Annotated in this window: 14 protein-coding genes; 12 read left to right on the plus strand and 2 right to left on the minus strand. The window is 42.1% G+C overall.

Going from position 1 to position 14,296, the window contains the following annotated elements; all coding sequences use genetic code 11:
* Nucleotides 1-97: 97 nt before the first annotated feature.
* The 5 genes from MHH68_RS04120 (at nucleotide 98) to MHH68_RS04140 (ending at nucleotide 6,365) form a co-directional block, all read left to right on the plus strand.
* Complete coding sequence (locus MHH68_RS04120; protein WP_268465900.1) at nucleotides 98-727, plus strand: rhamnogalacturonan acetylesterase; 630 nt, start codon at nucleotides 98-100, stop codon at nucleotides 725-727.
* A gap of 153 nt (nucleotides 728-880) precedes the next feature.
* Nucleotides 881-1,924, plus strand: a complete 1,044-nt coding sequence (locus tag MHH68_RS04125) for an NAD(P)/FAD-dependent oxidoreductase (protein ID WP_268497978.1) — start codon at nucleotides 881-883, stop codon at nucleotides 1,922-1,924.
* Nucleotides 1,925-1,996: 72 nt separating this feature from the next.
* Nucleotides 1,997-3,601, plus strand: a complete 1,605-nt coding sequence (locus MHH68_RS04130) for an AraC family transcriptional regulator (RefSeq protein WP_339165278.1) — start codon at nucleotides 1,997-1,999, stop codon at nucleotides 3,599-3,601.
* Nucleotides 3,602-3,710: 109 nt separating this feature from the next.
* Complete coding sequence (locus tag MHH68_RS04135) at nucleotides 3,711-4,637, plus strand: ABC transporter substrate-binding protein (RefSeq protein WP_061407121.1); 927 nt, start codon at nucleotides 3,711-3,713, stop codon at nucleotides 4,635-4,637.
* Between the two features lie 12 nt (nucleotides 4,638-4,649).
* On the plus strand, nucleotides 4,650-6,365 hold the full coding sequence (locus MHH68_RS04140) for an ABC transporter ATP-binding protein (protein WP_339165279.1): 1,716 nt from the start codon (nucleotides 4,650-4,652) through the stop codon (nucleotides 6,363-6,365).
* A 75-nt stretch (nucleotides 6,366-6,440) separates the two neighbouring features.
* Here the strand turns inward: MHH68_RS04140 and MHH68_RS04145 are convergent, their stop codons facing one another.
* Nucleotides 6,441-6,767: a YnfA family protein gene (locus tag MHH68_RS04145; RefSeq protein WP_169057368.1), complete on the minus strand. Its 327-nt coding sequence runs from the start codon at nucleotides 6,765-6,767 to the stop codon at nucleotides 6,441-6,443.
* A 356-nt stretch (nucleotides 6,768-7,123) separates the two neighbouring features.
* Here MHH68_RS04145 and MHH68_RS04150 point away from each other — a divergent pair, with 356 nt between their 5' ends.
* From MHH68_RS04150 to MHH68_RS04175, 6 genes are all read left to right on the plus strand, one after another.
* Nucleotides 7,124-7,690: a sigma-70 family RNA polymerase sigma factor gene (locus MHH68_RS04150; RefSeq protein ID WP_339165281.1), complete on the plus strand. Its 567-nt coding sequence runs from the start codon at nucleotides 7,124-7,126 to the stop codon at nucleotides 7,688-7,690.
* Nucleotides 7,687-8,433 (plus strand): anti-sigma factor, encoded by a 747-nt coding sequence (locus tag MHH68_RS04155; protein WP_339165283.1) that lies wholly within the window; start codon nucleotides 7,687-7,689, stop codon nucleotides 8,431-8,433. Before MHH68_RS04150 ends, MHH68_RS04155 begins: the two co-directional genes overlap by 4 nt.
* Nucleotides 8,434-8,529: 96 nt before the next feature.
* The gene (locus MHH68_RS04160; protein WP_339165285.1) at nucleotides 8,530-9,033 is read left to right on the plus strand and encodes a hypothetical protein; all 504 of its coding nucleotides are present in this window, start codon (nucleotides 8,530-8,532) and stop codon (nucleotides 9,031-9,033) included.
* An 88-nt stretch (nucleotides 9,034-9,121) separates the two neighbouring features.
* Nucleotides 9,122-10,147: a zinc-binding alcohol dehydrogenase family protein gene (locus MHH68_RS04165; protein ID WP_339165287.1), complete on the plus strand. Its 1,026-nt coding sequence runs from the start codon at nucleotides 9,122-9,124 to the stop codon at nucleotides 10,145-10,147.
* Entirely contained in the window at nucleotides 10,144-10,671 is a 528-nt protein-coding gene (locus tag MHH68_RS04170; protein ID WP_339165289.1) for a YfiT family bacillithiol transferase, read from the plus strand. The genes MHH68_RS04165 and MHH68_RS04170 overlap by 4 nt, the downstream gene beginning before the upstream one ends.
* Nucleotides 10,672-10,683: 12 nt before the next feature.
* Nucleotides 10,684-10,965, plus strand: a complete 282-nt coding sequence (locus MHH68_RS04175) for a hypothetical protein (protein WP_339165291.1) — start codon at nucleotides 10,684-10,686, stop codon at nucleotides 10,963-10,965.
* A 22-nt stretch (nucleotides 10,966-10,987) separates the two neighbouring features.
* Here MHH68_RS04175 and MHH68_RS04180 read toward each other — a convergent pair whose 3' ends face one another.
* Complete coding sequence (locus tag MHH68_RS04180) at nucleotides 10,988-11,467, minus strand: MarR family transcriptional regulator (RefSeq protein WP_003217817.1); 480 nt, start codon at nucleotides 11,465-11,467, stop codon at nucleotides 10,988-10,990.
* Nucleotides 11,468-11,635: 168 nt separating this feature from the next.
* On the opposite strand from MHH68_RS04180, the gene mprF reads away from it, so the two are divergent.
* Complete coding sequence (gene mprF / locus MHH68_RS04185) at nucleotides 11,636-14,206, plus strand: bifunctional lysylphosphatidylglycerol flippase/synthetase MprF (protein ID WP_268497963.1); 2,571 nt, start codon at nucleotides 11,636-11,638, stop codon at nucleotides 14,204-14,206.
* The last annotated feature ends 90 nt before the right edge of the window (nucleotides 14,207-14,296 follow it).

Genomic DNA, 14,296 nt, shown 5'->3' on the forward strand with positions numbered 1-14,296 from the left:
GAAGTAGCGATGCTGATTGTTTCATATCTTTTCAGCAGCCACTTGGATGTCCGCATCGCTTATTAGAGTGGCTATATGAAAAAGGGGGCGTATGAACATGACAACCATCTATTTAGCTGGTGATTCAACCGTTTCATCTTACCCAGATCGTCCTGTTCAAGGAGGGTGGGGAGAGTTTTTACATCGCTACACAGCGCAGGGTGTGAGCGTCGACAACCGCGCAATCGGTGGAAGAAGCTCAAAAACATTCATTGAAGAAGGACGGCTTGATAAAATATTGGCTGACATACGGCCTGGGGACTGGCTGTTCACACAAATGGGGCACAATGATGCTTCAACGGAGAAGCCCGAACGGCATACAGATCCTTTCACAACGTATAAAAGCTATTTGTCACAATATATTCACGGAGCAAGAGCGAAAGGAGCTACACCGCTTTTATTAACGCCAGTTGGCCGCTTTCATGAAAAAGACGGAGAATATATCAATGATTTCCCTGATTACTGTGCCGCTATGAAAGAACTAGCTGATGAAGAAGAAGTCCTTCTTGTAGATTTAAATACGGCAAGCCTTCAGTTTTATCAAATTTCCGGCATAGAGAAAACGACTTCTTACTTTATGCTGTCAACAGGCATAGAGGATCGCACGCACTTTACAAAAGAAGGAGCAGATGCGATTGCAAGACTTGTTTCGCTGGAATTAAAGGACCTTGGATTAACGATTGTGTGATGGATGACAGGACGAGAAAGCGCTCGTCCTGTTCTTTTTTTGCAGAAAGCTATTGATTCCCTTCACCAGAGTAGACTACAATAGGTACATATGATAATGAGAATCAATATCACTTATAAATAGATCAATCGATGAAAAACTGGAGGGACTCAAATGACAGAACAACTTGAATTGTTTGACGTCACCATTATTGGCGGCGGTCCAGCAGGAATGTACACCGCCTTTTATAGTGGGATGCGGGATTTAAAGACGAAGGTACTTGAGTATAACGAAAGCCTTGGCGGGAAAATCCTACTGTATCCTGAAAAGGTCATTTGGGATGTAGGCGGTTTGCCGCCAACAAGAGGTGAACAGTTGATTCAGCAGCTGGAAACGCAGGCGAAAACATTTGAACCAGAGATTGCACTGAATCAAAAAATCACGTCATTCGAGCGCGATGAACATCAGAACATTTTGCTGACAGCTGAGAATGGTGATCGCCATTTGACGAAGACCCTCATTTTAGCAATGGGCCACGGTATTCCTGTTCAGCGGAAACTTGAAATCGAGCATGCAGACCGTTATGAAGTGACAAACCTTTATTACACAGTGCAGGAGCTTAAGACATTTGCAGGAAAGCGAGTGGTCATCTCTGGAGGCGGCGATTCTGCGGTTGACTGGGCAAATGCCCTTGTTCCAATTGCTGAAAGTGTCACCGTCGTGCATCGCCGTGACATGTTTGGCGGACATGAGAAAAACGTCGCCAACATGAAAGCATCTTGCACACGAATTTTAACCCCACATGAACTGACGGAACTTCATGGTCAAGGTGACAAAATTGATGCTGTCACTATTCAACATTTAGAGACAGGTGAAATCGAACGAATAGAAACAGACGCTGTCATCGTCAACCACGGTATGAAAGGCGATTTAAGCGTGCTATCAGAATGGGGACTCAAGCAAGGTGAATGGGGACTAATCGAGGTCAATGAAAAAATGGAAACCAATTTACCGGGCGTCTATGCGGTAGGCGATTTATGTACACATAAAAGCAAGGTCCGCTTAATTGCTGGGACATTTGTTGACGGAGTCAATGCGCTCAATAGCGCAAAGCTGTATATCGAGCCAGAAGCCGAAAAAGTGGCGTATGTTTCTTCTCATAACGAACGCTTTAAAGAGAAAAACAAAGAATTGCAAACGGCTGGCGCTCGTTCATGAACAGGAACATCCAGTCAACCATTGAAGTGCTAAAATTTTAGCACTTTTTTTATATGGAAGGAGAAAGAGAAAATGACAACCCGTACTCATACCATTCTGCGCATGAAAGAAAGTAGAGAGCGATCTCTTTCTGACAAACAAACAGTCTCCTGGCAAACATCTTCCCCTATGTTCTTGACTTGCGATGGATCTGTGAGAATTGAAATGGAAGGATTACAATATCAGCTAAACGCAAAAGACAGTATATTGATCCGCTCAGGTATAAACGTCATGCTCCAATCTTTATCAAGCGAGGTGGTGTCAATTCACACAATCACATTTAACCAATTTACCCTGGCAAATGATGCGCAAAATGAATTGGTCTATAAGATGAATTATGACGATCTCCCGGATAATGGATCGATGGTCAAAGGCTCTGCCATGCTTTTTTCCTGCATCAAACAAATGAAGACGAGTCAAAGCACCCAAGAACAGGTGAAGGGGCTGGAGGACATCATGCACATCTTTCACCGTCAATCCAAGCCATACACTGAGAAGGTGCATTATTCTATTGAAATGATTTTGCAATATATGGCGCAGCATTATGAAAAAAAGCTAACGAGAAAAGACTTAGCCCATAAGATGGGTTTTCATGAGAGCTATTTTTCGACCTTTTTCAAACAAAGTATGGGACTAAGTGTGACGGACTATATTGCCCAAATTCGAATGGATGAAGCAAAAAAACGTCTTCTGCAAACAGATGATCAAATTCAAATGATTGCGCGGCAAGTGGGCTATACAGACAGTTTATATTTCAGCAGGATCTTCAGGCGGAAGACAGGAAGGACCCCTAGTCAGTTCCGAAACAATCGAAGACCAGAGCGGATTGCTGCTTTTCAATTTGTCGGAACATTGGTCGCGCTAGGCATTCGCCCTGTCTGCATTGAAAAAGAAACCTTTCTTCATTCAGATATACTCAAAGATCAGCTGGCAGGTGCGCTGGTCATAGATGAACACACGCCTGATGACGTTTTCAAATCACTTCAACTAGATTTAATCATCATTCCTAACTATTTTTATTCGAAGCCTGAGTTGATCAAGCGGTTGGAGCGGATTGCCCCTGTCCTTGTTTTGCCATATGGCGGTGGTCATGTGGTACAAGAGGTCTTATCTACAGGCCGCCTGTTAGGAAGAGAGAAAGAGGCAGATGATTGGGTGAAACGCTTCAAACATGTGAGTCAGAAGGCAAGAAATGATCTATCTTCCTTTAGGAAAAAAGGAGAGACAGTGGCGATTTATGAAATGAGAGGACATGACAAAGTGTATATGTGGTCCTATGATGCTAGAGGCGCCTTCTACCTTTATGAAACGCTTGACTTAAAGCCTCCGAAGACGATTCTAGAAGAAGTTCTTCTCCCTAATCAACATACAGTCATTCCTTTAGAGAGGCTAAGAGAATTCGAGGCGGATCACATGTTTTTTATTGTAAGTGTTGAACATGGGTGGTATGAACAAATGGATCAGCGGCTGGAGGAAAGCGATGTTCTTCGTCAATTATCTGCTGTGAAAAACGGAACCTTCTATCCACTAAAGCTAGAGGAGTTTCGATTTGATGAGGGGGAGCGGGTGATTCATTTAATGAACCGATTTGTCTCCCAATTAACTCAGGCAGCCGATCCAACAATTGTCCATATGTAAGTTGCGAGAATCCTCCATAGACCATTTCGTATGAGGTTGTTAGAATACATGAGACTAGTAATTGATAACTATTCTCATTTATATCAGGGAATGAAGGAGGAATACTCATATGAAAAAGACATATTGGATATGTGCTGTCATCCTCATGCTGATATTGTCAGCCTGTGGTCATAAAGAACAAGCCAAAACGGCAGAAACAAAGGAACAAACGAAAACCATTGAGACCGTAAAAGGAAAAATCGACATTCCGGCAAACCCAAAACGCATTCTCATAGATGGATATTTAGGCAGTGCCATTGCATTGGATGTTCACCCTGTAGGTGCAACAACACAAGATTTAAAGAATGTACACTTGAAGGACAAGATCAAAGGAATAGAGGACATTAGTGACGAACGTTCAGCTGAAAAAGTACTTAGCTTAAAGCCTGATCTGATTATCACAGCAGTACAGGACGAAAAAGTCTATGATGTGTATAAAAAAATAGCGCCAACACTCGTATACCCTTACAATTCATTCAAAGATGCACAGGAAGAAATCAAGACTTTGGCTAAAGTGTTAAACAAAGAAGCGGAAGGAAAGGCGTTTCTTGCCTCCTTTGATCAACGAATCGAAACAGCTCGAAAAAAAGTGAAGTCTGCATTAAAAGAGAATGACACAGTGTCCATCATGGGCGCGTTTAAAAACGATGTGTATGTGTATGGGAACGGAATTTACCGAGGTGGACAGGCACTATATCAACAACTGCAAATGAACCCACCAAAGCAGGTCGAAGATATAATTTTAAACAGTAAAACAGGCTACGAAGTACTCTCCTATGAAACCCTTCCGAAATATGCAGGAGATTATATATTCATTGATGAATCAAATGGCGGGACATTTGATAAAAATAATTCCATTTGGAAGAGTTTAAAAGCTGTCAAAAAAGAGCAAACCTATCAACTAGATGCAGAATTCTTTTGGCCTTATGATCCAATTGCAGTCATGAATCAAGCTGAAAAATTTGCTGATATATTGACAGATTTATCTCATCAGTAGGAGGTCTGTCAATTGTTTAAACGCTTTTTTTCATACTACAAACCCTATATGGGACTATTTATATTAGATTTTTCCTGTGCGGTACTGGCGGCCTTACTCGAACTATCCTTTCCACTAGCCATCAGTAAAGTGATGGACGATTTACTGCCAAATGGTAATTGGGAAGCCATTTGGTTCTGGGGCAGTTTGCTGCTTGTTTTATACGTTATCAGCTCCACCATGCATTACGTTGTGACCTATTTTGGCCATAAGCTGGGCATCAATATTGAGACTGATATGAGGAACCAGCTATTCTCTCATGTACAGAGAATGTCCTTCCGCTTCTTTGACCAAAAGAAAACAGGCAAGCTCGTTTCTCGTATGACCAATGACTTAATGGATATTGGAGAGATGGCACATCACGGCCCAGAGGATTTATTTATTGCCATTATGACATTAACGGGCGCGTTTGGCCTCATGCTATCGATTAACTGGCAGCTTGCGGTTCTTACATTTATTGTCGTTCCATTCTTGATCGGATTATCCGTCTACTTTACGAAAAAAATGTCTGCTGCTTTTGATAAAATGTTTTCAAGCATTGGACAATTCCATTCACGAGTGGAAAACAATATTAGCGGCATTCGTGTGGTGAAAGCATTCGGAAATGAGTCACATGAAATGGATCGTTTTATCGAACATAACGAGGAGTTTAGAAAAACAAAACTGACAACGTATCAAATGATGGCAGTTCATACAGCAGTGAGTCATTTCCTCATTAAAAGCGTCACGGTATTTGGCCTCGTGTGTGGTGCATGGTTTGTATTGCAAAAAAATATGACGTATGGCGAATTTGTTTCATTCGTCCTATTAACAGGTATTTTCTTAGGACCAATTCAACAAATTAATGCAGTCATTGAAATGTATCCAAAAGGTGCAGCCGGCTTTAAACGATTCGCATCACTCATCGATCAAACACCAGATGAAAAGGATGATGAGGATGCAATCGAAGTCCAGCAGTTAAAAGGGAATATCATTTTTGACCACGTTTCTTTTCAATATGAATCAAACAAACCCGTGCTGCATGACATCAATCTAGAGGTCAAACAAGGAGAGAAAATTGCCATTGTCGGCCCATCTGGTGCTGGGAAATCGACCCTTTGCAGTCTGATTCCCCGTTTTTATGAATGGCAGGAGGGGAGCATTACAATTGATGGCATAGAAACGAGAAAGATGACACTTGCATCGCTGCGTTCTCAAATTGGTGTCGTGCAGCAAGAGATTTATTTATTTCATGGAACGATACGTGAAAACATCCTATACGGAAAACTGGATGCATCGGAAGAGGAAATTTGGCAGGCAGTAGAGAAGGCTCAGCTGATGGATTTAGTCAATAGTTTGCCAAAAGGGCTTGATACGATCATTGGTGAGCGCGGGATGATGTTATCTGGCGGACAAAAGCAGCGTATCTCCATAGCACGTATTTTCTTAAAAAATCCGCCGATTTTCATTTTAGATGAGGCGACCTCTTCGCTTGATACCGAGACAGAGTCTTTTATCCAAGCATCACTAGAAGAGCTGGCTCAGGGACGAACGACCTTTATTATTGCGCATCGTTTAGCGACAATACAGCATGCTGACCGCATTATCGTTCTCACAAATGAAGGCGTGAAAGAGCAAGGAAAGCATGAAGAGTTACTCAAAATGAACGGTCTGTACCGCCGGTTATACGAAACACAATTTAGAATGTAAACTTTACGCTAAAAAGAAGACAAAGGGCTAAAATAACCTTATTTTAGCCCTTTTTGTTTTGTAGACATGAGACAATTAACTGCGAGGCGCAAATAACATCACACTGACCCCGGCTAAACAGATCAAAGCACCCATCCAGTCATAGAGATCAGGCGTTTTTCGATCGACCCACCAGCCCCAAAACACAGCAAGAACCACAAATACACCGCCATAAGCCGCATAAACCCGTCCGAAAGTCGGGAACTGCTGGAAGGTAGGGATGACCCCGTAAGCGACGAGAATGAGGCTGCCGGCGATCCCGAAGCTGATAGGTTTTGCTTCACGCAGCCAAAGCCACACAAGATAGCCGCCGCCAATTTCTGCTATTCCTGCTAATAAAAAAAGAACGATCGTCAAGATCATGTAAGAACACTCCAATTCATTTCGTTACCTTCTATTATGACATGTTGAAAAAATGCGTTCTACTTCATTTCCATTGTGAGGGACATGAGAGTCTGCTAAAATCAACTGAACAGAGAATGGAAACACATGGATTCTTGACTTTTTAGATATAAGTGATCCAAATGGCCTTGCTTTTCGTACAGTAAGTACATTCTCATGAGGAGCACATTTCCTTTTTCGGCGCTCTTTTTTTCTCCTTGAAAAAAGAGTAAAGTACAAAGTAGGCTTATTTCAGCAAATCGAGTGATAAGCAATACGTGAAGGATTTCATGATGAATGCAGCATGCTCTTTCTCATGAAAAAGGAAGGAGATGACCATGGATACACTGAAAGATTCTGAGCTGTATCACAAGATCAAATTTGATCGTCACAAGCCTTCGCTTGAAGTGCTGTATGATCGTTATGAACGTGTGTTATATTCGTTTATTTATAAAATGACTGGAAGCCGTGAGCTTGCGGAGGAAGTGCTTCAAGAAGTCTTTATCAAGCTCTGGCGCGGTATAGGAGAATACCATACGGATAAAGGGAAATTCTCCTCGTGGTTATTCATGATGTCACGCAACACGGCCATTGATCTTCTAAGAAAGCACCGGAACGAAACGGCACTAGAAGATGAGCATATTGAATATTTAGCCGATCATCAAGAAGATGTGTCAGAGGAAGTCGAATGGAACGAGGAAAAACAAATCATACGTGAAGCAGTATCTACATTGTCAAAAGAACAGCAAACCATCATAGAAGATGTCTATTTTAAAGGAATGACACAAAAAAGCATTGCTGAAAAGCTAGGCATCCCCATTGGAACAGTGAAGGGAAGGGTTCGATTGTCATTGAAGCACTTACGGACGAGACTGTCTCGCGGAGGAAAGGAGGAAGAGGCATGACTCAGTGTAAACATCAAGTGATTGATTATTTCAACGGGCATATCCAAGGAGATGAAAAAGCACAATTTGAAGAGCATCTCAAGCACTGCTCAGCTTGCAAAGAAGAGCTTGAAGAATTGACATCGCTCATGTCTGACATTCCATTTCTAGCAGGTGACCAAACACCTCCGGCAGGGATGAAAGACCGTATTTTATCCCAGGTGTTTGAAGAAGAGACAGTCGAAGAAAAGAATAGCCATAGAAAAGACCTCAAGGCAGCATGTGAACCAAACGAGATGAAACCACTGCAAAAGAAACGAAACCAGTGGCTATTGCCGCTCGTTGCCGCACTGCTTCTCATTTCAGCAGCTGGAAACGTGTATTTCTTATCGAATGGAAAAGAACAGGCGGAAGAACCTGTCAGAGTTGTTGCGACAAAATCACTGGCATCAGCCGCATCACCAAAAACAACGGGTGCTTTTTCAGTGATTGAGCATAACGGCAAAAAAGAGCTGGTTGTGAGTGCAGACGGATTAAAGGGTCAGCTTGATTCATCTGCTGTTTATCAAGTGTGGCTCATTAAAGGAGATCAGCCGGTACCAGCTGGTGCCTTTAAAACAGATAACAAAGGAGAAGGAACCGTCACCTATGCGTTATCTGAAAAAGAAGCAAGCGAATCATGGGATACCGTGGCAGTCACCCTTGAACCAAAAAAGGATAACAAGCTGCCGCAAGGACCTGTCGTACTAAGCGCTGCATTTTAAATATGATTCAGGAAGGATGCCTTTTTGGCATCCTTTTTTGATAGGCAGAGGGAACTTTATGGCAGAGCAGACGTAGTACATATGGAGGTGACACAGATGAAACCATACATAGAAAAAGAACTATTTCTCTTATCAGTGAGACACGCATGTATTGCATGTTATTTTTTAGTGTTTCCATACGTTGCACAAGTCCTTTATACCCCATCACCTTTATTGATCGCCCTCATCGCTCTTTTTATGACTCATAACTTAGTAGAATGTACCATTTGGTTTTATAAATCGAGAAAGATCAGGAAGCGCCAGTCTGGTGATCTATCGAAACGAGGACATGTCTTGACCCAGCTCATGCAAAGGCTGGAACAGTTGATCATGATCGGTTTTGTTGTTTTCTTTATCACGGAATGGATGCATGGAGCAGCTGATCACCTAACTCTTTTACTAGCTATTTTTCTATTCATGCTCTTTTCCCTTCAGCACATCCAGTTTTATTACGTTCAGCTATTCTTTAAATCCAAAAGCTGGTTTTCCTATGTTCCTTCATTGCAAAAGACACGCCCTTCTTATATAGCAAGGGAGAGAAAGGCTTTGAAGAGTTCTTAATGTGCATTCACTCGTTTGATTACCTATAAACATCAGAAAATTATGATAAAATGTGGAAAAGAAGCATAGAGAAAGGGAGTGCAAGCGAGTGAAAGCTGTTGGATTATTGGAGTACTTACCGATCGAGCATGAGAAAAGCTTGATGGACCAGGAAGTAGAAAAGCCTAAAGCAACGGGCAGGGATATACTGGTGAAGGTAGAGGCTGTGTCAGTGAATCCAGTTGATACGAAGGTGAGATCACCGAAGGATCAGAAGGAAGAAAAACTGAAAATTCTTGGCTATGATGCAAGCGGTACAGTTGTTGAAGTTGGCGAAGCATGTACATTATTTCAGCCAGGTGATCACGTATACTATGCGGGAGATATCACGCGTCAAGGCTCAAATAGTGAGTATCAGCTTGTGGATGAACGGATTGTGGCAAAAAAGCCTGTCAATCTCTCCTTTGCAGAAGCAGCCGCGATGCCTCTGACGACGATTACGGCATATGAAGCGTTATTTGACCGGATGCATATGAAACGAAATGCAGAAGGGGCAACACTGCTCATCATCGGCGGTGCAGGCGGAGTAGGTTCTATTGCCATACAACTAGCCAAATTAGCAAATGCCACTGTGATTGCTACTGCATCGAGACCTGAAACAAAAGAGTGGTGTCTGTCATTAGGTGCTGATCATATCATTGATCATCATGAGCCGCTTCTTGAGCAGCTTCAGGAAAAAGAAATAGGCGAAGTGGATTTCATTTTATGCCTAAATGATACAGACGGACATTTCAAAGGCATGGCAGAAGCCATAAAACCGCAAGGCACGATCTGTACCATTGTCGAGAATCAGCACAACCTAGACATTCAATTACTCAAAAATAAAAGTGCGGCATTTGTATGGGAATTCATGTTCACACGCCCTATGTATGAAACAGCGGACATGATCAAACAGCATGAGCTTTTGACAGAGGCGGGTGAGTTATTTGAGCAGGGAAAAATAACGCATACCTTAACAAAGGTTCTCAGTCCGATCAATGCTGCTAACTTGAAGCAGGCACATCAAACCCTTGAACAAGGAAAGATGATTGGCAAATTTGTACTTGAAGGATTTGAGAAAGGGGAGAGGGTATGACGTCATTACAATATCCGATTGGCTTATATGAACCAGTTGAAAATAAAACAAAGGAACAGCTAGAGTCATGGATAGATCGGTTGGCTGAGATTCCCCAAGAATATGAAACGGTCACCAATCAATTGACAGATGCTCAGCTGGATACACCTTATCGGCCTGGAGGATGGACCGTCCGTCAGCTTATTCATCATGTAGCAGACAGTCATCTGAATGCATACTTACGATTCAAGCTTGCGCTCACAGAAGAAACACCGCACATACGTCCATATGATCAGGCGGGATTCGCCGAGCTTCCAGACAGCAAAGCGTCCATCAGCCTATCACTGCCCTTAATCAGTAGTCTGCATCGCAGGTGGGGCACTTTACTGCGGGGAATGTCAGAGGAAGACTTCAACGCTTCTTATTATCACCCAGCCGATCAACAAACGGTGTCCTTATATGATGCAACAGGTATGTACGTCTGGCACTCAAAGCATCATCTTGCCCATATCACGGAATTAATCAAAAGAAATCAGTGGAATTAAAGGAGTAAACGCATGTCTGGTAGAAGAATTGTCGGCGCCATGTTTATCTGTATGGCGGCATTGTTTTATTTAGCGAAATATGTTCTTTTTGAGATACGCTATAGTAACAGCTTAGGCTCAGAAAGAACGATTGAGGAACTTGAACAGCTGCTCCCTGGCGGTACGTGGATCAGCATTCTATTTCTCATCATCGGTTTAGCCTATCTTTTATGGGATGACAGAGTCGTTCTTCAAAAAACCTTCATCCTCTCAGATAAACAAGTAGAAGAACTAAAAAAGACGGATCTCAAGTGACCGTCTTTTTTCCTTTTCATGTTTAGCCGCGTTCAGGACGCAGTGCTTTTTCTAAAATAGCCAGCCCTTCGTTGACTTTTTCTTTTTCCTCGTCATTGAGCCGTTGCAGGGAGTTTTTGATTTTTTCGTGTCCTTTTTGATAAATGCTTCTGAAAATATTTTTCGCTTCCTCAGTTAGTTCGACGACAATGATTCTCCGGTCACGCTCAGAGTGCTTTCGTTCAACAAAATGAGACTGTTCTAACCGATCAAGCAGACCTGTCATATTGGACAAAGAAGCGCCCATTTTTTCAGCGATTTCGGATACCTTGAGAGAGCCATGGTTATTGAGCAGCATGAGTACCTTCATTTGAGGCATACTCATATCGAGCTTCATCCATTCTGACACATCTCCAAGACCTGCAGCTGTGAGTACTTTCATATAAAGCACCCATGTCTTTTTTTCCTCTGGAGATAGAATCTCTTCTTTTAATACTGTGGTGTCATGAATATTGTATTCCACGCTTGTTCACTTCCTTTAAGCGGCTCTTTTCTCTATATTACTGATTTTTACTTCTAATTGAAAGGTTCGTCAAGCTTTTGAATGTTAAACTGCATGAATCAAGTGGTATTTGTTGTATAATAATGTTCAGTCGAAATAAATGAAGCAACTTAGAAAGTTGGGAAAAACATGTGGAACAAAAAAACGGGTATGACGATCTTAAAAATGCTTTTTCCGATCGTGATTATCCTTGTCTTAATATTTGTCGCCAAGAAGGAACTGAGCGGCCTTTCCATTAAAAAAACGTTCTATATCATTGACAGCTTGAATCGAATGGACTTGTTTATTCTTGTCTTTCTTGGACTTGTTGCAGTGTTATCGATGTCCTTATATGATTTTATTTTACGAAAAAGCCTGAATATGCCCATCAGCGGCTGGAAAACGATTCGCATTTCTTGGATTGCGAACTCCTTTAACAGTGTCCTTGGGTTCGGCGGTCTATCAGGAGCAGGGCTTAGAACACTTCTATATAAGGAGTACATAACCGATACGAAAAAACTGCTCAAAGGCATTGCCCTTTTGACTTCCTCGGTCCTTTTGGGCTTATCTATTTTCAGCGATCTGATCTTGGTGAGGGTGCTTCCTGTTGAAAGTATTATCAGCCAAGAGCCGTGGCTGTGGGCTTTTGTGATCATCTTTGCTTGTATTGTGCCTATTTACATCATTATGGCGTCCGTACGAAAAAGCTCAATTGAGAGCGGTGAAAGCGGACTGAAGCATCCGATTTACGCTTATATTGGTGCATCGTTTTTAGAATGGCTCGCAGCTGGTCTTGTCATGTACATGGCTGTCGTCTCTATGGGGATGAATGTCGATGTCCGGATTGTATTAGGTGTATTTGCGATTGCGTCAATTGGCGGTTTAATCAGTATGGTTCCGGGCGGTTTTGGTTCGTTTGACCTCATCTTTTTATTGAGTATGCAGTACATTGGGTTTGATAAAGAGATGGTGCTGACGGCGCTCGTTTTGTACCGCTTCGTGTACTCGATCTTCCCGTTTATCCTTGGGCTTTGTCTAGCTGCTTATGATTTAACGGGAACGACGCTTAGACGTCTTGAAGGCAATCCCAGAATGGCACCAGCCGTAGAAACAACGAACGTCTTAATTGTGCTGCACCGTGCTTTATTAATCCGTTTACTGTACGGATCATTATCAATTTTAACCTTTGGAAGCGGCTTGCTCATTATGGCGTCTGTTGTCCTTCCTGTCGATCGATTAGGTGTAATTACAAGCATTCCACGCTTTTTGTTATCAGGATTTAATGGTCTTTCTTTAATGTTCGGCATTATCCTGATGGTTTTGTCCATTGAAGTGTACAAACGAACGAAAAGATCGTACGTGCTAACGATGATCGCCCTAGCAGGCGGCTTTGTGTTTACTTTGTTAAAAGGGTTTAACCTGAGTCTCATCTTTATATTGCCAGTCATCATGGCTGTCTTTTTCTCTCTTCGAAATCAATTTGTGAAGCAGCAGGCTCCTTATTCGTTGTATCAGTTTGTAGCAGCTGCCGCTGGTTATTTACTCGTGCTGTTTAACTATAACGTCATCGGCAACTTTATTTGGACCAAAATCGGGCATTTCTTGAGTAAGGATTACCTCGTGCATAATGAACGGCATATCACGATGACAAGCATGATTGCGCTCATCGGTGTACCGCTTTTCTTCTTCATTAGTAAATTGATTTTTAATAAGAAAGCATTTCCGATTGGAGAAAAAGCAGATGAAGAAAAACTAAAAACATTTTTAGAAGAAAAGGGCGGCAATGCCCTTAGTCATCTTGGCTTTTTAGGCGATAAAAAATTATTTTTCTCAAGTGATGGAGAGGCAATGCTTCAATTTGGACGTATTGGCCGCTGCGTCATTGTGCTCGGAGATCCCTCTGGACGTAAAGCATCCTATCCACTTGTGCTTGAAGAGTTTTTACAGCAGACAGAAAAAGCAGGCTATCGCGTCGCTTTTTATCAAGTAGAACGGGAAGGAATGGCGCTCTACCATGACTTAGGCTTTCATTTCTTTAAGCTTGGAGAAGAAGCCATGGTTGATTTAGAAACGTTCTCTCTCTCCGGTAAGAAAAAATCAAATTTACGGGCTGTGGCCAATAAGTTTGAACGAGAAGGCTATACGTTTGACATGCTGGAACCTCCTTTTTCAGATGAGCTGATCTCAACCTTAAAACAGATTTCTGATAGCTGGCTTGGAAAGAAAAAAGAAAAAGGGTTTTCGCTCGGCTATTTTCAAGAAGATTATCTTCAAAAAGCACCAATTGCGATACTGAAGGATGAACATGGGGAGATCATTTCATTTGTGTCATTAATGCCGATGTATCAAGAAGGGGAGATATCGATCGACCTTATGCGTCATATGCATGATGCACCGAACGGGATGATGGATGCGCTGTTTATCCACCTTTTTCAATGGGCGAAAGAAAAAGGCTACAAATCCTTTAACATGGGAATGGCGCCTTTATCAAATGTAGGAACATTTCATCAGTCCTTTCTCACGGAGCGTTTGGCGAGTGTTATTTTCAACAACGTCAGATTTATGTACAGCTTCAGTGGATTACGCTCGTTTAAACAGAAATATAAACCTGAATGGCGCGGAAAATATTTAGCGTATAAAAAGAATACATCTTTACCTGTCACAATGGTGCTTGTCACCAAGCTGATAGGGATGGACCCAAATCGCAACCGGCGTCCATAGATCAAAAACCTTTACCTTTCACTAGGTGAAGGTTTTTTTAGACAAAAGAATAGCAAAAGTGGTAAAGTTGAAGAGTAAGGGGGATGTAAA

It is taken from the genome of Bacillus sp. FSL K6-2841, assembly GCF_037976435.1.
Taxonomy (GTDB): Bacteria; Bacillota; Bacilli; order Bacillales; family Bacillaceae; genus Bacillus; species Bacillus pumilus.